18 protein-coding genes and 1 other RNA gene are annotated in these 21,945 nt (G+C 50.0%); 10 read left to right on the top strand and 9 right to left on the bottom strand.

Annotation, left to right across the window (positions count from 1 at the left end):
* Positions 1–2 precede the first annotated feature (2 nt).
* A complete protein-coding gene (gene rpoE, locus ACR6A7_RS14270) occupies positions 3–581 on the bottom strand; it encodes an RNA polymerase sigma factor RpoE (protein WP_010617748.1) in 579 nt (192 codons plus the stop codon).
* Positions 582–1,011: 430 nt separating this feature from the next.
* Between rpoE and nadB the strand changes: the two genes are divergently transcribed.
* A complete protein-coding gene (gene nadB, locus ACR6A7_RS14265; protein WP_434125567.1) occupies positions 1,012–2,634 on the top strand; it encodes an L-aspartate oxidase in 1,623 nt (540 codons plus the stop codon).
* On the opposite strand, the gene trmN is transcribed toward nadB, so the two are convergent.
* Complete coding sequence (trmN, locus tag ACR6A7_RS14260; protein WP_434125566.1) at positions 2,619–3,368, bottom strand: tRNA(1)(Val) (adenine(37)-N(6))-methyltransferase TrmN; 750 nt, start codon at positions 3,366–3,368, stop codon at positions 2,619–2,621. The genes nadB and trmN overlap by 16 nt on opposite strands.
* 155 nt (positions 3,369–3,523) lie before the next feature.
* Here trmN and srmB point away from each other — a divergent pair, with 155 nt between their 5' ends.
* Positions 3,524–4,852, top strand: a complete 1,329-nt coding sequence (gene srmB, locus ACR6A7_RS14255) for an ATP-dependent RNA helicase SrmB (RefSeq protein ID WP_434125565.1) — start codon at positions 3,524–3,526, stop codon at positions 4,850–4,852.
* 217 nt (positions 4,853–5,069) lie between these two features.
* Here the strand turns inward: srmB and grcA are convergent, their stop codons facing one another.
* Complete coding sequence (gene grcA, locus ACR6A7_RS14250; protein WP_434125564.1) at positions 5,070–5,453, bottom strand: autonomous glycyl radical cofactor GrcA; 384 nt, start codon at positions 5,451–5,453, stop codon at positions 5,070–5,072.
* 259 nt (positions 5,454–5,712) lie between these two features.
* Here grcA and ung point away from each other — a divergent pair, with 259 nt between their 5' ends.
* Complete coding sequence (gene ung / locus ACR6A7_RS14245; RefSeq protein WP_434125563.1) at positions 5,713–6,396, top strand: uracil-DNA glycosylase; 684 nt, start codon at positions 5,713–5,715, stop codon at positions 6,394–6,396.
* Between the two features lie 55 nt (positions 6,397–6,451).
* Here ung and grpE read toward each other — a convergent pair whose 3' ends face one another.
* Positions 6,452–7,033, bottom strand: coding sequence for a nucleotide exchange factor GrpE (gene grpE / locus ACR6A7_RS14240; protein ID WP_033754166.1), 582 nt, complete (start codon positions 7,031–7,033; stop codon positions 6,452–6,454).
* Between the two features lie 123 nt (positions 7,034–7,156).
* Between grpE and nadK the strand changes: the two genes are divergently transcribed.
* The 3 genes from nadK to bamE all read left to right on the top strand — a co-directional run bounded on the left by nadK (position 7,157) and on the right by bamE (position 10,324).
* Positions 7,157–8,035, top strand: coding sequence for an NAD(+) kinase (gene nadK, locus ACR6A7_RS14235; protein WP_434125562.1), 879 nt, complete (start codon positions 7,157–7,159; stop codon positions 8,033–8,035).
* An 83-nt stretch (positions 8,036–8,118) separates the two neighbouring features.
* Positions 8,119–9,780 (top strand): DNA repair protein RecN, encoded by a 1,662-nt coding sequence (gene recN / locus ACR6A7_RS14230; RefSeq protein ID WP_434125561.1) that lies wholly within the window; start codon positions 8,119–8,121, stop codon positions 9,778–9,780.
* Positions 9,781–9,976: 196 nt separating this feature from the next.
* Positions 9,977–10,324, top strand: a complete 348-nt coding sequence (bamE, locus tag ACR6A7_RS14225) for an outer membrane protein assembly factor BamE (RefSeq protein WP_048786769.1) — start codon at positions 9,977–9,979, stop codon at positions 10,322–10,324.
* A gap of 67 nt (positions 10,325–10,391) precedes the next feature.
* Here the strand turns inward: bamE and ACR6A7_RS14220 are convergent, their stop codons facing one another.
* On the bottom strand, positions 10,392–10,685 hold the full coding sequence (locus ACR6A7_RS14220; RefSeq protein WP_033754051.1) for an RnfH family protein: 294 nt from the start codon (positions 10,683–10,685) through the stop codon (positions 10,392–10,394).
* Entirely contained in the window at positions 10,678–11,112 is a 435-nt protein-coding gene (locus ACR6A7_RS14215) for a type II toxin-antitoxin system RatA family toxin (protein ID WP_033754055.1), read from the bottom strand. Before ACR6A7_RS14215 ends, ACR6A7_RS14220 begins: the two co-directional genes overlap by 8 nt.
* A 159-nt stretch (positions 11,113–11,271) precedes the next feature.
* On the opposite strand from ACR6A7_RS14215, the gene smpB reads away from it, so the two are divergent.
* From smpB to ACR6A7_RS14200, 3 genes are all read left to right on the top strand, one after another.
* Complete coding sequence (gene smpB / locus ACR6A7_RS14210) at positions 11,272–11,754, top strand: SsrA-binding protein SmpB (RefSeq protein WP_033754058.1); 483 nt, start codon at positions 11,272–11,274, stop codon at positions 11,752–11,754.
* A 44-nt stretch (positions 11,755–11,798) separates the two neighbouring features.
* Positions 11,799–12,162: a transfer-messenger RNA gene (ssrA, locus tag ACR6A7_RS14205) on the top strand.
* 204 nt (positions 12,163–12,366) lie between these two features.
* Positions 12,367–13,608 carry an integrase domain-containing protein gene (locus ACR6A7_RS14200; protein WP_434125558.1) on the top strand — a complete coding sequence of 414 codons (1,242 nt, stop codon included), beginning with the start codon at positions 12,367–12,369 and terminating at the stop codon, positions 13,606–13,608.
* Between the two features lie 234 nt (positions 13,609–13,842).
* Here the strand turns inward: ACR6A7_RS14200 and ACR6A7_RS14195 are convergent, their stop codons facing one another.
* Genes ACR6A7_RS14195 through ACR6A7_RS14185 form a run of 3 tightly spaced genes read right to left on the bottom strand, consistent with a single transcriptional unit; the run spans position 13,843 to position 18,185 of the window.
* The gene (locus ACR6A7_RS14195) at positions 13,843–16,197 is read right to left on the bottom strand and encodes an AAA family ATPase (RefSeq protein ID WP_434125557.1); all 2,355 of its coding nucleotides are present in this window, start codon (positions 16,195–16,197) and stop codon (positions 13,843–13,845) included.
* The gene (locus ACR6A7_RS14190) at positions 16,181–16,885 is read right to left on the bottom strand and encodes an ABC-three component system middle component 1 (RefSeq protein WP_434125556.1); all 705 of its coding nucleotides are present in this window, start codon (positions 16,883–16,885) and stop codon (positions 16,181–16,183) included. The genes ACR6A7_RS14195 and ACR6A7_RS14190 overlap by 17 nt, the downstream gene beginning before the upstream one ends.
* On the bottom strand, positions 16,869–18,185 hold the full coding sequence (locus ACR6A7_RS14185) for an ABC-three component system protein (protein ID WP_434125555.1): 1,317 nt from the start codon (positions 18,183–18,185) through the stop codon (positions 16,869–16,871). Before ACR6A7_RS14185 ends, ACR6A7_RS14190 begins: the two co-directional genes overlap by 17 nt.
* A gap of 380 nt (positions 18,186–18,565) precedes the next feature.
* Here ACR6A7_RS14185 and ACR6A7_RS14180 point away from each other — a divergent pair, with 380 nt between their 5' ends.
* A complete protein-coding gene (locus ACR6A7_RS14180) occupies positions 18,566–21,766 on the top strand; it encodes an Eco57I restriction-modification methylase domain-containing protein (protein ID WP_434125554.1) in 3,201 nt (1,066 codons plus the stop codon).
* Positions 21,767–21,945 lie beyond the last annotated feature (179 nt).

The following is a 21,945-nucleotide window of genomic DNA, read 5'->3' as shown; positions in this document are numbered from 1 at the left end:
TATCACTGACGTTGGATAAGCGGTTGAACTTTATTATCAATGGCCTCTCGCGCACGGAAGATACGTGAACGCACCGTACCGACCGGGCAATCCATGATGGCGGCGATCTCTTCGTAGCTCAGCCCGTCCAGCTCCCTGAGCGTGATTGCCATACGCAAATCTTCAGGGAGTGCCTCAATGGTGCGAAAGACGATTTGTTTCAATTCGTCTGACAACATTAAGTTCTCAGGGTTCGAAATTTCTTTTAACGCGCCAGCACTTTCGAAATTTTCCGCATCGATCGCATCCACATCGCTGGATGGCGGACGACGCCCCTGAGCAACCAGATAATTTTTTGCGGTATTGACCGCGATACGATAAAGCCAGGTGTAGAACGCGCTGTCGCCGCGAAAGGATTCCAGCGCGCGATACGCTTTAATAAAGGACTCCTGCACGACATCAGGCACGTCTCCCGACGGGACGTAGCGGGAAACCAGGCTCGCCACTTTATGCTGGTAGCGAATAACCAGGAGGTTAAATGACTTTTGATCTCCTTTCTGCACCCGCTCTACGAGTACCTGATCCGTTAACTGCTCGCTCATCCGAGGTAATGTCTCCCCAAATACTTTTAAATGCGTAAAGGAACTGCCAGCACATCTTCATGGTTCTGAGCAAGCATGCGCTTAGAGTCGTGGTGCGGCAAAAAGTTCACTTAACGCGCTGATGATGACTCTTCCAGAGGCGCTGTCATTTGTTTTTCATTCTCAAGACAGTGTAATCCAGACTGCGGCTATCAACGCAGAATTCCAGGCAGAGTACCTTATGACAGAGGCTTTTTCATCTTTAAATCCTGCCTTCGCCCCAGGTTTTATATAAAAAACGGGTTTTCGCTACGCCTTTGACTAATTTGCTCCTTTTACTGCTCACTGCCGGTTTATTGATCGCAACAGGCCGCCTTCACGTTTAAAATACTTCACAACAGTGTGTAAAAAGCCTATTCTCAAACCACCCTTGTTTAGTAAATTAAACACCATGGCACACTCATTCTCTCCCGATTACCAGTGCGATGTTTTGATTATCGGCAGCGGCGCGGCGGGCTTATCGCTGGCGCTGCGGCTGGCGGCGCATTACGAGGTGCTGGTACTGAGCAAAGCGCAGGTCAGCGAAGGCTCTACCTTTTATGCCCAGGGTGGCATCGCCGCAGTGTTTGATGAGACCGACAGCATTGAGTCGCATGTGGAAGATACGCTCATCGCCGGCGCTGGCCTGTGCGAGCGTGAAGCGGTCTCGTTTGTCGCCAGCAATGCGCGCCACTGCGTGCAGTGGCTGATCGACAACGGCGTTGCCTTCGATCGCGATCCGCAGGCGGCAGGCGATATGCCCTACCATCTGACGCGCGAAGGCGGCCACAGCCATCGGCGTATCCTTCACAGCGCCGACGCCACCGGGCGCGCCGTCGAAACCACGCTGGTGAGCCAGGCGCTGAGTCATCCCCGCATTCATATTCTTGAGCGTAGTAACGCAGTCGATCTCATCCTGTCAGACAAGCTGGGCCTGCCTGGCCCACGCCGCGCTGTCGGTGCCTGGATCTGGAACCGCAACCTTGAGCGGGTGGAAACCTGTAGCGCTCGCGCGGTGGTGCTGGCGACCGGCGGCGCGGCGAAAGTCTATCAGTACACCACTAATCCCGACGTCGCATCCGGCGACGGCATCGCCATGGCATGGCGCGCTGGCTGCCGCGTCGCCAATCTTGAGTTTAATCAGTTCCATCCTACGTCGCTGTTTCATCCTGACGCGCGCAGCTTTCTGCTGACCGAGGCGCTGCGCGGCGAAGGCGCCTGGCTGCTGCGGCCCGACGGCAGCCGTTTTATGCCCGACTTTGACGCGCGCGCCGAACTGGCGCCGCGCGATATCGTGGCGCGCGCCATCGATCATGAGATGAAGCGGCTCGGCGTCGACTGCGTCTACCTGGATATCAGCCACCAGCCGGCGGCGTTTATCCGTGCTCATTTTCCGACGATTTATGAAAAGCTGCTGACCTTCGGCCTCGACCTGACCCAGGATCGCATTCCCATCGTGCCAGCCGCGCACTACACCTGCGGCGGCGTGATGGTCGACGCGCGCGGACGCACGGACGTCGACGGGCTCTACGCTATCGGCGAAGTGAGCTATACCGGGCTACATGGCGCAAACCGCATGGCCTCTAACTCTCTGCTGGAGTGCCTGGTCTACGGCTGGTCGGCTGCTGAGGATTTGATTGAGACGCTGTCGCAAAAAGTTGCGCCCGACAGCCTGCCGCCCTGGGATGAAAGCCGCGTAGACGATGCGGACGAGCGTGTGGTCATCCAGCATAACTGGCACGAGCTGCGGCTATTTATGTGGGATTACATGGGGATTGTTCGCACCACGCGCAGGCTGGAGCGCGCGCTGCGCCGCATTAACCTGCTGCAGCAGGAGATCAGCGAATACTACGCGCATTTCCGGCTCTCCAGCGATCTGCTGGAGCTGCGCAACCTGACGCAGGTGGCCGAACTCATGGTGCGCTGCGCGCTAGCGCGCAAGGAGAGCCGTGGGCTCCATTTTACCCGCGACTATCCCGATATGCTGCCCGAAGCGAAGCCAACCATCCTTATGCCCTCTTACATAAAGAGGTAAAAGTCGCGGGTCAGGCTGCGCCAGGCTTCTGAATAGTGCGTATCCTGGTTGCGGATCGCCATGCGTTCCAGCAGCGTTTCGCCCGCGCTGGGGGAGAAACCGAGCAGCACGCGATGCGGCGGCCGGTGCGCATATTCCGCTACGTCGATGCGAAAACGCAGATGCCAGCCCGATGCCTGCGCCAGCGTAATCATATTTTGTCCCACCGTTTCGGGCAGCACGACGCAGAAGAAGCCCTCTTCGTCGATCAAACGCGCCGCATAACTTAGCAGGCTGGCATGATCCAGCGTCGCCGTCGAGCGGGCCGCATCGCGTTCCGGCGTGGCGCAGGCAACATCAGGTGGATAATAAGGTGGATTGCTGACAATCAGCGAATAGCGCTCGCCGCAGTTCTCCGTAAAAGCGGCGATATCCTGCTGATGGACGCGAATGCGTGCTGCCCACGGCGACTGCGCCACATTCTCCTGCGCCTGCTGCGCGGCGGCAACATCCAGCTCAACCGCGTCGATAAGCACCGCATCGGAGGTACGCTGCGCCAGCATCAGGGCGATAAGCCCGCTGCCGCTGCCGATATCGAGCACGCGGCGCGCGTTGGCGACCGGTGCCCATGCGCCCAGCAGAATGGCGTCGGTACCGACTTTCATGGCGCAGCGGTCGTGCGCCACGAAAAATTGTTTGAAGGTGAAACCGTTTCTTTTTAATACCGGCCGCACATGCGGCTTGTCCTGCGTCATACTCTGCAACCATTACCCTTTTTCCTGCCGTGCGGCAGCGCGTCAGTGTAACGTGACGGCGTGAGGAATACACGTAATGGGCTGGACGGCGCGGATTAACAGATGAAGATTGCGTGCGATCTGTCTATAATCAGCGCCCCAAACTGAGGTAGACCATGACAGTAACCACATTCTCCGAACTCGAACTCGACGAAAGCCTGCTGGAAGCCCTGCAGGATAAAGGCTTCACGCGCCCTACCGCCATTCAGGCCGAGGCGATCCCGGCCGCGCTGGAGGGCCGCGACGTTCTGGGTTCGGCGCCTACCGGCACCGGGAAAACCGCCGCGTACCTGTTGCCGGTACTGCAGCATCTGCTCGATTTTCCGCGCAAGAAATCGGGGCCGCCGCGCATCCTGATCCTGACGCCAACGCGGGAACTGGCGATGCAGGTTGCCGATCACGCGCGCGAGCTGGCGAAGCATACCCATCTCGATATCGCGACCATCACCGGCGGCGTGGCCTATATGAACCACGCGGAAGTGTTCAGCGAGAACCAGGATGTGGTCGTGGCGACCACCGGACGTCTGCTTCAGTATATTAAAGAAGAGAACTTCGACTGCCGCGCCGTCGAGACGCTGATCCTTGACGAGGCGGACCGCATGCTGGATCTCGGCTTCGCGCAGGATATCGAAACCATTGCGGGCGAAACCCGCTGGCGTAAGCAGACCATGCTCTTCTCCGCGACGCTGGAAGGCGACGCGATTAAAGATTTTGCCGAGCGTCTGCTTAACGATCCGGTTGAAGTCGAAGCCGACCCCAGCCGTCGCGAGCGTAAAAAAATCCAGCAGTGGTACTATCGCGCCGACGACCTGGAGCATAAAACCAGGCTGCTGATCCACCTGCTGAAGCAACCGGACGCTACGCGTTCAATTGTGTTCGTGCGCAAGCGCGAGCGTCTGCACGAGCTGGTGCAGTGGCTGCACGATGCGGGGATCCGCTGCTGCTATCTGGAAGGCGAAATGGTGCAGGCTAAACGCACCGAAGCGATCAAACGTATTACTGACGGCCGCGTCAATGTGCTGGTGGCGACCGACGTCGCCGCACGCGGCATTGATATCGAAGATGTCAGCCACGTCATTAACTATGATATGCCGCGCACCGCCGATACCTATCTGCACCGTATCGGCCGTACCGCGCGCGCCGGACGTAAGGGCACCGCGCTGTCGCTGGTGGAAGCGCACGATCATCTACTGCTGGGCAAGATCAGCCGCTATCTGAATGAACCGCTGAAACCGCGCGTGATCGACGAGCTGCGTCCGGTAACGCGCGCGCCAGCCGCCAAAACCACTGGAAAGCCGTCGAAAAAGGCGCTGGCGAAGCGTAAAGAGCGAAAAGAGAAAGAGGCGGAAAAACCGCGTGTGAAAAAGCGCCATCGCGACGCCAAAAACGTGGGCAAACGCCGCAAGCCAAGCGCTGCCGCGCCAGCCAGCGGCGATGCGGAATAAATCAGCATCGCTATAAAAAAATCGCCTCGATTGAGGCGATTTTTTTTAGTTAAGCAGGTAAAACAGCGATGACTCGCTTCGGATAAAGGCTAATAGCCAAAGCGCCCGATTATTACTGCACCGCCAGGGTTGAAAAGGTTAAATATCCATTCCTCTCAATAACCTGCCATTAACAATCCAGTGGGCGCTTTTTCTTCACGCGTTCAAAGTTGCCAGGTTACAGGCTTTCGGTAAAGGTGCGCGTAATTACGTCACGCTGCTGCTCCGGCGTCAGCGCGTTAAAGCGCACCGCGTAGCCTGAGACGCGAATTGTCAGCTGCGGATACTTCTCAGGATGCTTTACCGCATCTTCCAGCGTTTCACGGCGCAGGACGTTAACGTTCAGGTGCTGACCGCCTTCGATACGTACCTGGGGTTTCATCTCCATTGGCACTTCGCGCCAGGCAAATTCGCCCAGCTCTCTCACGGCGACAACCTGATCTTCTTCGTAACCTGCCTTCGCGCACAGGCAGCGTGCTTCCGCTTTTTCATCGTCGATCAGCCAGAAAGAGTGCAGTAGATCAGGGTTATTGGTTTGAGTAATTTGAATGCCAGTGATCATAATTAGTTCTCCAGAACATGGCGCTATCCTGCTCAGCGCGGTGAGTAAATCAAATTATCGCCCTGATATAACACTCGCTTCTCGCGATGGTTTTGACCTCGGTCAATTTTCACAGCCACGTTTTTCACTGCTAATTTCAATTAATTGATTCAGATAAATTTTTGGCTAAAAAATACTTTGTAAATTTCAAATATTTTTACCTTCAACCTGGTGCGGGGAACCGTTAAGCTAATCGCATCGATCTATAAGGTAGCAGACCATGACGGATAAACTGACCTGGCACGACGTGCTGGCCGAAGAGAAAGAGAAGCCTTATTTCACCGAAACCCTGAAGCTGGTGGCGAATGAACGGGCGGCTGGCGTGACGGTTTATCCGCCGCAGAAAGATGTTTTCAATGCCTTTCGCCTCACCGAACTGGGCGACGTCAAGGTGGTGATTCTGGGCCAGGATCCCTACCACGGCCCGAATCAGGCGCACGGCCTCGCCTTCTCGGTACTGCCCGGCGTGCCGGTACCGCCCTCTTTACAGAATATGTATAAAGAGCTGGAGCAGGAGTTTCCCGACTTTAAGCGTCCGCAGCACGGTTTTCTCGAAAGCTGGGCGAAACAGGGCGTGATGCTGCTAAATACGGTATTAACCGTGGAGGCGGGCAAGGCGCATTCCCATGCACGCTTCGGCTGGGAGACCTTTACCGATAACGTCATTGCCGCGATTAATGAACATCGCGAAGGCGTGGTATTTTTGCTCTGGGGATCGCACGCGCAGAAGAAAGGCAGCATTATCGACCGCCAGCGTCATCACGTTTTACAGGCGCCGCATCCTTCTCCGCTTTCCGCTCATCGCGGTTTCTTTGGCTGCGGCCATTTTGCGCAGGCCAATGAGCTGCTGAAGCAGGCGGGCGAGCAGCCCATCGACTGGATGCCGCAGCTGCCCGCCAGCTGAGCCGCAAATAAAAACGGCCGCCTCACTGGGCGGCCGTCTGACGTGCGTTGACTGCTTAGCTTTTCGCTTTCGCGACAGCCACCATCGCCGGACGCAGCAGGCGACCGTTCAGGGTATAGCCGCGCTGCATCACCATCATCACATGGTTAGGCGCCACGTCATCTGACTCCATCATTGACATCGCCTGATGGATTTCCGGGTTGAACGGCACATTGGTATCGCCAACCACTTCAACGCCAAATTTGCGCACGGCGCCCAGCAGCGATTTCAGGGTCAGTTCGATCCCTTCAATCATCGACGCCAGCTCCGGGTTCTCTTTGTCTGCGACTTCCAGCGCGCGCTCAAGGCTGTCGATAACCGGTAGCAGCTCGTTCGCAAATTTTTCCAGCGCGAATTTGTGCGCTTTCTCTACGTCAATTTCGGTGCGACGACGGATATTTTCCACTTCCGCCTGCGCGCGCAGCTGCGCGTCACGTACGCCGGTCTGCAACTGTGCCAGTTCAGCTTCCAGCTGCGCAATACGCTCATCACGCGGATCCACCTCTACTGCCGTCTCCGCTTCCTGAGGTTGCTGCTGATCCTGTTGAATTTCGTCTGAGACTTGCTCGTTTGGGGTGTTCTGTTCTTTACTACTCATGAATTTCTCCGCGTTTTGCACATTCATCTCGCCAGTCCGCTTATTATGGGGATCGGTTTGACGGTTTCAAGGGAACCCATCACATTGCCTTGCCGTTTTGGCTTATGAGGAAAGACCCACCAAATGAACAAACACTTTAACTGCATTGGTATTGTAGGCCATCCGCGTCACCCTACCGCTCTCACCACGCATGAGATGCTGTGGCGCTGGCTGACGTCCAAAGGTTATGAAGTGATTATTGAGAAGCAGATCGCGCAGGAGCTCAATCTTCAGGATGCCCAGACCGGCACGCTGGCGGAGATTGGACAACAGGCGGACCTCGCCGTGGTGGTCGGGGGCGACGGCAATATGCTTGGCGCGGCGCGCGTGCTGGCGCGCTACGATATCAAAGTGATTGGCATTAACCGCGGTAACCTCGGCTTTCTCACCGACCTCGATCCCGACAACGCGCAGCAGCAGCTGGACGAGGTGCTACAGGGAAACTATTTCGTCGAAAGCCGCTTTCTGCTTGAAGCGCGCGTCTGCAAAGATGAGTGCTCGCCGCGCCTCGGCCTGGCGATCAATGAGGTGGTGCTGCACCCCGGCAAAGTGGCGCACATGATCGAGTTCGAGGTCTATATCGACGAGGTGTTCGCCTTCTCGCAGCGTTCTGACGGCCTGATTATCTCTACACCGACCGGCTCGACCGCCTATTCGCTGTCGGCAGGCGGCCCGATTTTAACCCCTTCGCTCGACGCCATCGCGCTGGTGCCGATGTTCCCGCATACCCTGTCAGCGCGGCCGCTGGTGATCAACAGCAGCAGTACTATCCGCCTGCGCTTTTCGTCACGCCGCAGCGATCTCGAAATCAGCTGCGACAGCCAGATCGCCCTGCCCATTCAGGAAGGCGAGGATGTGCTGATCCGCCGCAGCGAGAACCATCTCAACCTGATTCACCCTAAAAACTACAGCTATTTCAACACGCTAAGCTCAAAACTAGGCTGGTCGAAAAAATTGTTCTAATTTAAGCGCGCCCTCTTTACTGGATAAAAAACCAGTTTATACTGTACGAAAAACCATATCTGTTTTTCCATACAGGTGATTCTATGCTGGCACAGCTGACCATCAGTAATTTCGCTATCGTTCGTGAGCTCGACATTGATTTCCAACGCGGTATGACGGCGATTACCGGTGAAACCGGCGCGGGTAAGTCTATTGCCATCGACGCGCTCGGTCTGTGCCTGGGCGGTCGCGCCGAGGCGGACATGGTGCGTCAGGGTGCCGCGCGCGCTGACCTCTGCGCCCGCTTCAACCTCAAGTCCTCGCCCTCTGCGCAGCGCTGGCTGGAGGAGAATCAGCTGGATGACGGCAACGAGTGCCTGCTGCGCCGCGTCATCAGCGCCGACGGCCGCTCACGCGGCTTTATCAACGGCACCGCAGTACCGCTGTCGCAGCTGCGCGATCTGGGCCAGTTGCTGATTCAGATCCACGGCCAGCATGCTCACCAGCTCCTGCTTAAATCCGACCATCAGAAACACCTGCTTGACGCCTACGCTGGCCATGACGATCTGCTGCGCCAGATGCGCAGCGACTATCAGGCCTGGCATCAGAGCTGCCGTAATCTGGCGCAGCATCAGCAGCTGTCGCAAGAGCGCGAGGCGCGCCGCGAACTGCTGCAGTATCAGCTGAAAGAGCTCAACGATTTTGCGCCGCAGGCGAACGAGTATGAGCAGATCGACGAGGAGTACAAGCGCCTCGCCAACAGCGGTCAGCTGCTCTCTACCAGCCAGCAGGCGCTGCAGCTGCTCGCCGACGGTGACGACAGCAACCTCAACAGCCTGCTCTACACCGCGCGTCAGATGGTGACCGAGGTCGTGACGCTGGACGACAAGCTGAGCGGCGTGCTCAATATGCTGGAAGAAGCGGCGATTCAGCTCAGCGAGGCGAGCGACGAGCTGCGTCACTACGTTGACCGGCTCGATCTCGATCCCAACCGCCTGTATGAGCTGGAGCAGCGCATTTCGCGCTATATCGCGCTGGCGCGTAAACACCACGTCGCGCCGGAAGGTCTGGCGGAGCTGCATCAGCAGCTGTTGACGGAGGCAGAACTGCTTTCGCAGCAGGAGAGCGATCAGGAGAGCTTGCAGGAGTTAGTGAGTGAACACTATCAGTCTGCACTGCGCAGCGCTGAGCATCTGCATCAGCAGCGTCAGCAATATGGCGCCGAACTTGAGCAGCTGATTACGCAAAGTATGCATCAGCTCTCTATGCCTCACGGCCGTTTTACTATTGCGCTGGCGTTCAATCCCGACCACCTCACGGCGGACGGCGCCACGCGTATCGACTTCCAGGTGACCACCAACCCAGGCCAGCCTCTGCAGCCGCTGGGTAAAGTGGCGTCAGGTGGCGAGCTGTCGCGTATCGCGCTGGCCATTCAGGTGATTACCGCGAAGAAGATGGAAACGCCGGCGATGATTTTCGACGAAGTGGATGTGGGCATCAGCGGTCCGACTGCCGCCGTCGTCGGACGTCTGCTGCGCCAGCTGGGCGAGTCGACCCAGGTGATGTGTGTAACCCATCTGCCACAGGTGGCGGGCTGCGGCCATCAGCACTTCTTTGTCAGCAAAGAGACCGATGGCGCGATGACCGAGACCCATATGCAGGCGCTGGACAAGCGTGCGCGCCTGCAGGAGCTGGCGCGTCTGCTGGGCGGCAGCGAGGTCACGCGTAATACCCTCGCGAACGCAAAAGAACTTTTAGCGGCGTAACAGCCGCACTTTCTTCCCGCTGCGTGGTCATATGCTTGCTCTGTCGATGTAGAGGTTTCCAATAGCGAAAAGGTTTATTATCATCGGCTACTTATGTCGCCTGAATAATAAAGCCTGCCGCAGGCAGAGTTCAGAATTTGATGGCAAAAAAACAGCCTGAGAAAAAGGCGTTTGGCCCCAGAAAAGGAATGTAGAGATGCGCTGTAAAACGCTGACTGCCGCGGCAGTGGTAATGTTGATGATGACCGCCGGATGCTCCACCCTTGAGCGCGTGGTTTACCGCCCAGATATCAACCAGGGCAACTATCTGGTCGCCAACGATGTGGCGAAAATCCACAACGGCATGACGCAGCAGCAGGTCGCCTATACGCTCGGTACGCCGATGATGCGCGATCCGTTCGGCAGCAACGTCTGGTATTACGTGTTCCGTCAGGAGCCAGGCCATGAAAACGTGAAGCAGCAGACGCTGACCCTGACTTTCGACAGCAACGGCATTTTGACCAATATCGACAACAAGCCGAATTTGACTGCAGCGAAGGACTGATCGAACTCGCAACAAAAAAGGCGCCGCTGGCGCCTTTTGCTTTTCTGGCAGTCTGTGCTGACCGTTGCTATTTCTTGCCACCAGCTGAACGCTCAGCGCGCTGACGACGCAGCTCTTTAGGATCGGCGATGAGCGGACGGTAGATCTCTACCCTGTCGCCTTCCTGCAGCGTATCGCCCAGCTTAACCGGGCGGCTAAATACGCCCACCTTGTTTTGGCTGAGGTCGATGTCGCGGCGCAGCTCAAGCAGGCCGGATGCGACGATCGCCTGCTCGACGGTGCTTCCCTCTTCCAGCGTGACCACGCGCTGATACTGCTTCTCCGGCAGCGCGTAAACCACCTCAACGGAAATCTCAGGCACTGTAGACCTCTTTAGCGCGCTGAGTGAAAGCCTGCACCATGCTGTTGGCCAGCTCTTTGAAGATGCGGCCGAACGCCATCTCCACCAGCATGTTGGTGAATTCAAAATCGAGGCTCAGCTCAACCTTGCAGGCGTCATCGCCCAGCGAGATAAACTGCCATCCGCCGGTAAGCTTGCGGAACGGCCCGTCGACCAGCTGCATATGGATGCGCTGATTATCGGTAAGCGTGTTGCGCGTGGTGAATGTCTTACTAATGCCCGCTTTGGAGACGTCTACCGAAGCCGTCATCTGATTTTCAGAGGATTCCAGCACGCGACTACCGGTACAGCCCGGCAAAAACTGTGGATAGGCATCCACATCGTTGACCAGTTGGTACATTTGCTCAGCGCTGAAGGGCACCAGCGCTGAACGACTAATCTGAGCCATAATGGTTCCTGTTCATCACAAAACCGCTGAATTGTAGCATTTCCAGCGATCAAACAAAAATTCCCCGCATTGAGAGGTGTGCTAGAATATCCCGTTTCCCGGTGCCCCGCTGGACAAGGGGTGCGATGGCCGCCTAAGTGATGTAAAATACGCCGCACTATGACAAAGAAAAAAGTACATAAACCCGGTTCTGCCACTATTGCCCTTAACAAACGCGCCCGTCATGAATACTTCATTGAAGAGGAATTCGAAGCGGGATTGTCGCTACAAGGATGGGAAGTCAAATCGCTCCGTGCGGGTAAAGCTAACATCAGCGACAGCTACATTCTGCTGCGCGATGGCGAAGCTTATCTGTTCGGCTCAACCTTCCAGCCGCTGGCCGTCGCCTCGACGCACGTTGTCTGCGATCCGACGCGCAACCGTAAGCTGCTGCTTAACCAGCGCGAACTCGACTCGCTCTATGGCCGCGTTAACCGTGAAGGCTATACCGTTGTCGCACTGTCGCTTTACTGGAAGAACGCCTGGTGCAAGCTAAAGATTGGCGTGGCGCGCGGTAAGAAAGAGCATGACAAGCGCGACGACATTAAAGAGCGCGAATGGAAGCTCGATAAAGCGCGCATTATGAAAAATCGAAACCGCTAATCGCTGGATAGTTTTCAAGTTTTTTGCTAGAGTAGTTGGTTCCTGGGGCTGATTCTGGATTCGACGGGATTTGCGAAACCCAAGGTGCATGCCGAGGTGCGGTAGGCCTCGCTAAAAAACCGCAAAAAAATAGTCGCAAACGACGAAAACTACGCTTTAGCAGCTTAATAACCTGCTTAGAGCCCTCTCTCCCTAGCCTCCGCTCTTAGGACGGGGATCAAGAGAGGTCAAACCCAAAAGAGATCGCGTGGATGCCTTGCCTGGGGTTGAAGCGTTAAATCTAATCAGGATAGTCTGTCAGTGGCGTGTCTGTCCGCAGCTGCCAGGCGAATGTAAAGACTGACTAAGCATGTAGTACTGAGGATGTAGGAATTTCGGACGCGGGTTCAACTCCCGCCAGCTCCACCAAAATTCTCCATCGGTGATTACCAGAGTCATCCGATGAAGTCCTAAGAGCCCGCATGGCGCAAGCCCTGCGGGCTTTTTTGTGCCCTCAATTTGTCCCCCGAAGTCCGAACTCAACTAATTAAATCCGAACCTTTTAGGCACCTTGTTAGGCACCTCATAAAGCTCTATTGTTTTTGAGGTGCCTAAAACTATGGAACCCCGGCAATGGCAAGACAAACCAAACCTCTCTCCGTCAAGGAAATCGAATCTGCTAAACCTAAGGAAGCGGACTATGTGCTCTATGATGGCGATGGCCTTGAGCTACTGATCAAATCCAGCGGGAGTAAAATCTGGCAGTTTCGCTATATTCGCCCTGTCACCAAGAAACGTGCGAAGAAGAGCATAGGTCCCTACCCGGCAGTTACGCTTGCCGATGCCAGAAACTACCGGGCAGAGTCTCGTTCTCTTCTGGCGAAACAAATCGATCCACAGGAGCACCAGCAAGAACAATTGCGTAGTTCGCTGGAAGCTAAAACCAATACTTTCCAGCTTGTAGCTGAACGTTGGTGGAATGTGAAGAAAGCCAGTGTGACCGAGGACTACGCAGAAGATATCTGGCGCTCCCTTGAGAGAGATATCTTTCCTGCGATTGGTGACGTCAGCGTTACAGATATTAAAGCTCATACACTGGTTCAGGCCGTTCAACCTGTTCAGGCCAGAGGAGCACTGGAAACCGTCCGCCGTCTTTGCCAACGTATCAATGAAGTTATGATATATGCCCAGAACACAGGCCTGATTGATGCGGTGCCCAGTGTCAACATTGGCAAGGCATTTGAGAAGCCACAGAAGAAGAACATGCCCAGCATTCGGCCGGATCAGCTACCTCAACTGATGCAGACGATGCGAACAGCCAACATTAGTCTTTTCACACGATGCCTGTTCATGTGGCAACTTCTCACAATTACCCGCCCTGCCGAAGCGGCTGAGGCCCGCTGGGAAGAAGTTGATCTGGAAGCACGAGAATGGAAAATTCCCGCATCACGAATGAAAATGAACCGTGACCATACTGTCCCATTGTCAGATGAAGCTGTGGCTATTCTGGAGATGATTAAGCCGTTAAGCGGCAACAGGGAGTTTATCTTCCCTAGCCGTATCAAACCAAACCAGCCAATGAACAGCCAGACTGTTAACGCTTCACTAAAACGCGCAGGTTTCGGTGGGGTCCTTGTATCACACGGTCTGCGATCTATCGCCAGTACAGCCCTAAATGAACAAGGCTTTTCGCCTGATGTAATTGAGGCAGCACTTGCGCATGTGGATAAAAATGAGGTCCGCCGGGCCTATAACCGCAGTGATTATCTTGAGCAGCGCCGCCCGATGATGCAATGGTGGGCTGATTTTGTCACGAATGCAAATGATAATAGTAGGATTGGAGATGGAGTAAAAGTAATGAGAGTAATAGGTTGATTTTAAAGATTTAAACATCATCTTGTTTACAGGCTAGATAACTTTAATTTTAAACATCAATACACTTCACAAATGCAAATAAAAAATTCAAAAGAAATATCCAATTAGGTACTAACTGAGTTTATAAAAAATATGGCTTTTTATTGATCGCTCAACGCAGATTAAATGTAATGCTGCATTAGATGCATTGAAATTAAAACATCACCGCCTTCAATGAAGGCGGAATTTTTAGATTTAATTCGCGTCAATAGCTGTCCGTGCTTCTTCCATAAAGTTGATTCTACCGGCTGACATGCCAAATTTCTTGTATTTATAACGAAAATAGGCCGACATACGTTCTTCATGTGTTGACATAATTATTTGGCGATCTCTGAATTCGGTGCGTAATAATTCAACAAAACCTGCCACATTAATTTCATCTAAAGTCTGAACAGGATCATCCACCAGCAACAAAGAGTGTTTGGCGTATCGCTGATTCAAGGCAAGTGTAAATGATAACACTAATGCTGAAAGCTGCCCCGAACTCATGGAAAAGACGGCATCATGCTCATGACCAGGCGTTTCGTTAAAAGCGATAGAATTACCATCATTTTCAATGAAGATACCCAGTCCTTGCTGATAACTTTGCATAAGCCTACCTGAATAAATATGGAAAAGAATCTCAATTTCTTTAACTATAGACTCGAGATACAATTTCTTTTCGCTTTCATAGATTTTTTTTATTTTCTGCAAATGCCCTTTCAGTTTTTCGGCCTTTTTGATTAGTAACTCACAATTATTATATTCCATCTCACATTCTGAAACATATTTAGACGATGCAATAGATTGCTGCTGCCCTAAATAATTTTTTTTTGATTCAATTTTTTGGATCGTTACACCTTTAACAACTAGAGGATCGTTATTAAAGACTTCGCGGAAAATCCTCTCAAAATCATCATGGATACGGCTATCGTCCACTCGTCTAATTCTTTCACGAATCCGACCTTCAAGTTCATCTATCGCATGTTGCGTTACAGGCTCAAAATTCTCGGACAATAACCCTTGAAGATTAATACCCGCAGCCACTAGTTGTTTGTAATAATTTTCTAACCACTGAATTTGTTCTTCTGACAGGGTCATTAATTGGCGCTTACGTTCAATACCTTCTTTCTTTTGCTCAATATATGTCCGCAGTGCAGCTTCAACTGGCTCCTGCCAATCGCGTCTAAAATTAGCTAATGCTTGTGAGAATTGATCATTCTGTTGCTCGGCTAACAATTCAAGTGTTATACGTTGGTTTTCAATTCCTCTAAACAATTCATCTGCCGTCGGCCAAAGATGCCCACATGTTGGACAAATATTCGTTAAATCACAGTGAGATTGATGTTCTTTGAAAACGCTGATCATTTGCTCACGTGTCTGGAGCAAATTCGCATAACATTCCTGAACTTTATTTGCACTAGCTAATTTTAACTTGAGCCCAGCAACCTGTTCATGAAATTTCTCTGGCAATATGGTTTCCGGGAGGAGCGTGAATAGCGGAGCAGTGATCGCCAAACGATCTTCACTAATGGCCTTAATTGTGTCTTTAAACGCGTCACTTAGTGCCGAAGCAGATTCAAAACAAGTAACTTCGTCCTGCCACTTGTTCCTTTGTTCAAGAGACAGATAAAACATCAAAAATCGTTGTTGTAACTCCTGTTTGGGAAGAAGTTTTTTCAAGAATTCATTGTTATAAAGATAATTTTCATAATGTTCGAAGTTCTCAATAAAACGTCGAATTCGAAACAACTCTCCATCTGCTGATAACCACTGTTCGAATTGTTGTGCATCAACCTCCACAACATCACGGTCCCATGGCTGATTTGTAATCTTAATCATCTTTTCATATGCAACCGAATTACCTACTGGTAACAACTTCTGTTTAGCCGATTCCCATTTATCTCTGAGTTGGTTTAATGCTGCATATTTCTGTGAATTACATAGCTTACCAATTTTTGTTGACGCCAAGTTTATGTTACTAATTTTCTTCTGAATATCGCCAATATCGAACAGGTGTGCAATCTGGCACTGCCTATCTTTTTCCTTTTGTTTTAGTAACCGGGTATTTTCTTCTTGCTCTACATAATGAAACAATTCAAAATCACGCTGATATTGCTCTCCGAGCAAGGCAGAAAAATATAACTCTTCCTGTGAAATAGCTTCGCCTCGCTCCGCGTTAAAATCAGCTAATTTATAAAGAGGAATTTTTAAATCAGCAACGCCTTTATGTTCATCTAACATTACTTTGCTGGCAGCTCTCTCGAGAAAACAACTCGCACCATCAATCAATATTTCGGCACGGATTGAAAGCCAAGCATCATCTCTTGCTTGTTTGAATAACCAAGGGCAACCCATTTTCAAGCTACGTCTATCTACTGTAAGTTCTTCTAGTTCAATATAGCGCCGAATTTTTCCTGTAAGTAACAGTTCCAGAGCATCAAAAAAAGATGATTTACCGAAACCATTTGGGCCATCAAGAATGACGAGATGTTCACTTTCAAGGGTTAAATCTAGTCTCTCAAAGACTTTAAAATTACGAACTCCTAGGCGTTTAACGATCAATTTCATAGCCTGCCTCCGATAATTTATCATCCATGAAGCTCAATAATTCTTCCGGTAACACATCTGCAGATATAATCTGTTCAGCTAAAGTGTCAATAATTGAGTCGATTGTAGTTAGTAGAGCAGGATTATCTGCACACTGAATTTTTTCATTAATACTTCGTTCAAGGATATTTAAATCAGAATTACCGAAAGAATTAATTGCGATAAAAGGCAGTTTTATTGCAAGCCTGTACAGCAGGCTTTGCCATCCACCTTGTAGATAATGGGATTTATATTCGGTAAAGGTGTTAGGAAAAGTAATTAATTCACGAAATACTGTCGCGAACCCTTGAATAGCCACTTGCTGATATAAGGCTTCAAGCTCTAAAGTGGTATAGGGAAGTACGTGTTTCTTGAAGAAGTAACTATCTTCTTCCGCATGATGAACTCTTTTACTAGAAAGTACACTTGAACTGTCAGTGTTCCATACAATCAATAAATTAATATTTTTCTCGAGCGCAGGATCAGATGTTGCTTTTTTACATTCATTCAGCCACCCAGCTTGAATTTCAGGTGTAATTATTGGCTCGCCAAAAACTACTAACCAGAAATTTTTCTTTCCCGGTATACTTTGTTCGTATAAGGCCAAGTCTGTAGAGAGGTTACGCGTCAATCCCTCTGATTCCATTAATTTCTCAATCAGGTTCTGCATCTTTTAAACTCTCAGGTACATTGCTCAAAGAAACCATAGCTACCTTCTTATAATTCCCAATGCGGTTTTCCCTTAGTAATTCATGTTCAGCGGTATCTACCCCTTCAGTGGCGTCGATACCTACAAGGACATTTGAGATTGAAGGTCTGTCTATAGCGCTGGTGATAAGTACACCGCATTCGAATAAACACTCTACATCTTCGCTAATTGCCTGTTGCATGATGTCATGACAGATACTTTCCTGATGCTCTGCAGCATGGTGAATACCTGTTGGATAGTAGAAAATCCCATCATCTAGCCAAGAGAATGCGACATCAGAGCCCTCATTTCGTGCAGCCTGAATTAGGGTACTGAAAATCGTAAACATCCCAAGCCGCATTGCATCACGATCAAGTGATTGGTCCTTAAATTCGCTAAGTGTTTTAAAACGCCCCTTTTTATGCGGCATAGTTGCTCGCAGAAAGGCCTTCATTCCTTCAACATCTAGCGCAGCGATATCAGCCAGATAGTCGTCTAACTTTTGACATGCAGCCTGGGAGAGATCGCCTAGGCATTCACAAAACTCATGGTAGTATGTGCCAATATCAATCTGCAGACGGCTAAGAAAAAATGCCTCATTCTCAAACGGAGCATAATCATCTGCTTCGATTACACCATACAGCTCAGAAAACTCGATGAATTCGCTGGCTGCGATTGTGGCCTGATGACGAACAGACTCGTGTATGCGACTGTGAGTCATGATGACCTTTGAATTTACTATAGCTTCAAGCGAGTTCTGAATATTTGAAACGAGATTGATTTTCCAAGCGGGCAGTACTGCAACGTCAGAAAGTAGGCTAGCAAGTTTATTCCGAATCAATCTGTCCACCTCTATCAGTGGGCAAAAGGATTGTGTGACATCCTCTTTTATGTCAGGCGGAATCGGGTAAGTATAAAATCTCACTGGTCCATAATCAGCCTCAAATGTTGCCGGAATGTTCGTTACTGCGCGAGCCACATGAAAATAAGCGAGCGGTACTCCTCGCTGCCTCGCATTATCCCGTTGAGTTGTAATGCCATCGCTGTAGGTTGAAAAGCGCGTATCTTTGTAAGCTTTGACCTGATGCATGGATAGACATTGCTGGTGATGAAAAATCGCGAAGTCATCTTGGCTTTCTAACTGCAGTTTCAAGCCCCGACTCGCTTCATAATCTGAAGACATAATTTTCAGACAATGGTACAACGCCACTTTACCCTGATAGACAAATCCGCTCCACGTAGAAATAGCTGTGTGTGGAAAAACTTGAGGAGCTACTGCCATGAGATTCCTTATCATTTTAGACTCGCATCAACTGAGACATTTCAGCACGGAAATCCTTCTAACCCAACAGCAATTTTTAAGTGTATAACCTATTGACAGTTAAAATACTCCTAAAATCTGCTCAAGTGTTGATCTACTTCCTGAATTTACATGCTGGTGAGTTATCATATCCTTACATAGAATCTTCGCTGTCTTAGTGAGTGCCACTGGCTTGCTCGCCACTAGAATTAGTAAAACAAAACATTTGCCATAAGCGCCCCTAAGAAATGAACATGCCAACCCGGTAAAGCACGAGCAGTAGCACTAATCCTTGAACTAAAACCTTGTAGCAATCATAATGCCCGGTTGCATACTTTTGATTTGTTACTAGGCCCCAGTACATGAAACACTCCGCTTACAACTCCATTCAAGAAAAACGTTTTCAGCCCTGGAAGGGAGAAGAAGAGGTCCGGTTTGCTTGGAACAAAGCCTTAGAAGACGCAACAGGTTTACATCTTTTTGCAGAACGTGATCGTAATGATGCCAGTTACAATCACGTCATAATTGAATACAAAGCGCCGGGATACTTTAGAGGCAAAAAAGATAGCCCTGCGTTTCTCAATGCCACTAAAGAGCGACTGCTACCTTACATAGTAAAAAAAGCAGCAGAGACAAAAATCCCTGAGTCAGACTTTATTGGTATAGCGATAGATGGCGAGCATATTTGTTTTGCCCAAGTCATCGACGGTGAGATCAATACCCAACACTTGATGCCATTTTCTCCAGAATCCGTAGAAATGGTAGTTGATGCTCTTCGATCAGATACTCGTAAAGGACTTACCACAGAAAACTTACTCGCTGATTTTGGTCATGGCTCTGCTAACGCGCGAGCTTTCATGCAGCAGCTCTCCGATGGTCTTGCTCAACAACTTGCCATCAGCGGAAATAACAAACTAAAAATGCTCTTTGCCGAATGGCGCACTTTGTACGGTCAGGTTGCTGACCTCTCTATAGTGCAAGCTGAAGCCATTGCAAAAGAGCTGAAATTTAATTGGTCTGGATCACCATCAGATTCGATCCCCGCCCGGCTCTTTGTTCTTCATACCTATAACTCAATGCTGATCAAACTTTTGGCTGCAGAGATAATATCAGCGCATGGGCTGACCTCAACAGAACAACCCGCGCAAAGCATGGCTGCACTGAAAAATGACGCTCAGATGCTTGAATTCCTCGGTTCGGCTATAGAACGCTCCACTATTTTCCAAGAAGCGGGAATTAATGGCTTCGTTGAGGAGGCTATATTTAGTTGGTATCTCGATATAGCCCGTCTGAATACGGTCCCTGAGCTACTTCCAACTTTAAGGCGTTTACTTTCAGTCTTGTCTTTGTATCGTCTTGACCGGCTCTCCCAAACACGCGATGTATTACGCGATCTTTATCAGGGATTGGTGCCAGGTAAATTACGCCAAAGCTTGGGTGAGTTTTATACACCTGACTGGCTAGTTGACTTTACTTTGAATAAAGTCAGCGATCAGAGCCTTTTGACAAAAAGAGTCCTTGACCCAACTTGTGGGTCAGGGGCTTTTTTGCTGGCGGTTATCCGTAAGAAGCGTCAATTGGCCAAAGCGAAAAATCTCAGCGCTAAAGAAACATTGAAACTTATCTGTGACACCGTATGGGGTTTTGATCTCAACCCACTTGCTGTACAGACAGCAAGAGTAAACTTTCTTATTGAAATCGCCGATCTGTTATCGCAATGCCCGGGCCAAGAATTGGAGGTTCCGGTTCTGATGGCTGATGCGATATATTCTCCAGCAGCGTCACCCAAAACATCTGACGCCATCATTCAGTATCGTATTGGCAGTCAGTTTGCAAAGCTTGATATTCACTTGCCAGCGGCACTGGCACTTGATCGCGTCAACCTTGACATCATGTTTAATCGCATGGGTAAGGATGTCGAGCTGGGACTCGATTTTGATGAATCTATGGAGAAGGTTAGGAAAGGACATTACTTTCCAGATGATTTGCTCAAGGAATGGGATGTCCCTCTGCGTTACACATACGATCAAATATTGAATCTACATCGCCAAAATTGGAATGGAATATGGTTCAGGATTGTCAGAAACTTTTTCTGGTCGGCCACTGCAGGGCAATTCGACTTAGTCATCGGTAATCCGCCCTGGGTCAGGTGGTCGAAATTACCAGACTTATATCGTGAGCGTGTAAAACCGACCTGTGAGCAATACGGGATTTTCTCGAATACTCGAATGCACGGTGGCAATGAGCTCGATATTTCCGCAATGATCACCTATACAGTTGCGGACAAATGGCTTAACGCCGGGGGACATCTGGCATTTGTTATCACAGGAACGTTGTTCAAAAATCCGTCATCGGCAGGCTTTAGAACATTCAAAATTGAGCCTTCACGCGAAGATTCGTTATACATTCAACCGATATCAGTTGATGATATGAAAAATCTCAAGCCTTTTGAAGATGCCAGTAACCATACGACGATTGCTGTATTTGAAAAGTCAAAAAATAAGCCAGAATATCCCGTCTCATATCGGGTTTGGGGTCCTAGTGTCGGTAAAAAACGGGCTATAAAATCTTCGCAGACTCTTGAAGAGGTCATGAGTACTATCCAGTATGAAGAAAAAGAGGCTTTCCCTGTTAATGAACTCGGTTCACCATGGGCGATATTAACGCCAAGCCGATTTGAAGCTATTAAATATTTATCTCGTCAATGCTCATGGACTAAGGGTAGAAAAGGAATTACGACTGACCTTAACGGTGTTTTCTTCGTACCTATCCTCAATGTAAATGAAACTCATGTTCAAATTCGAAGTCGGCCCGAGGCAGGTAAAAAAGATATTGGCCCGGTTAAACAGGCTTGGGTAGAGCCTGCAGATCTTTACCCCCTCATTAAGGGAGCAGGCGATTTTGAAGAGTGCTATCTTAAAATCGATGCCCCTGATTTCGACAACAAAGACCGTCTTTTTACATTTGTTCCCAATACTGGGATATCAACTGCCGAATATGCTGAAGCAGAAGAACGTCTGAATAGACATGAACTGAGAAAAACTGCATCTTGGTTCGATTCATTTGAACCAGTTCTGCAAGCACGTTCAACTTATCGCAGACAAATGAAAGGTGCACCATTCCATGCCGTATACAATGTTGGCGATTACACATTCAAGCCATGGAAGGTCATCTGGCCTGAGATGTCCTCGTCATTCTATGCTGCTGTCGCCGGAAGTGCTGATGTTCCCTTGGTAGGAACACGCCCTTACATACCTGATCATAAAGTTTATTTTTCATCTTTTAATGATAAAGAGACAGCCCACTACTTATGTGGGCTTCTAAACTCACCTACAGTTCAGGAGTGGATTAATGCACATAATGTTTCTATACAAGTTGCCGACGTGTTTAAACACTTAGATTTACCTGAGTATCGTAAAGATGATCAAAATCATATTCTTCTAGCCCAAAAAGTAATGTTAGCTCATCGAGAACATGATAGAAATATTCGCAAAAACATTGTGGAAGAAATAAAAAAAATTGCTGAAGAAATACTTACCAGTTGGAGTAAAAACTTCTCCTAACATGAGTATATCTCATCATGAAATTTTAAATGGCATTCTATTAAACGCCTCGGCAGGGCGTTTAATATTCTAAATCACACATCTAATAACAATTAATATAATTAATTATCATTTACTCTAGGCAAATTGCCTTCTTTTTTTAATATTTATGTTAATAAATTCTTATCCATTTCATCATT

Source organism: Pantoea phyllosphaerae, from assembly GCF_051025595.1.
Classification (GTDB): domain Bacteria; phylum Pseudomonadota; class Gammaproteobacteria; order Enterobacterales; family Enterobacteriaceae; genus Pantoea.
This window is presented reverse-complemented; position numbering and strand designations above follow the sequence as displayed.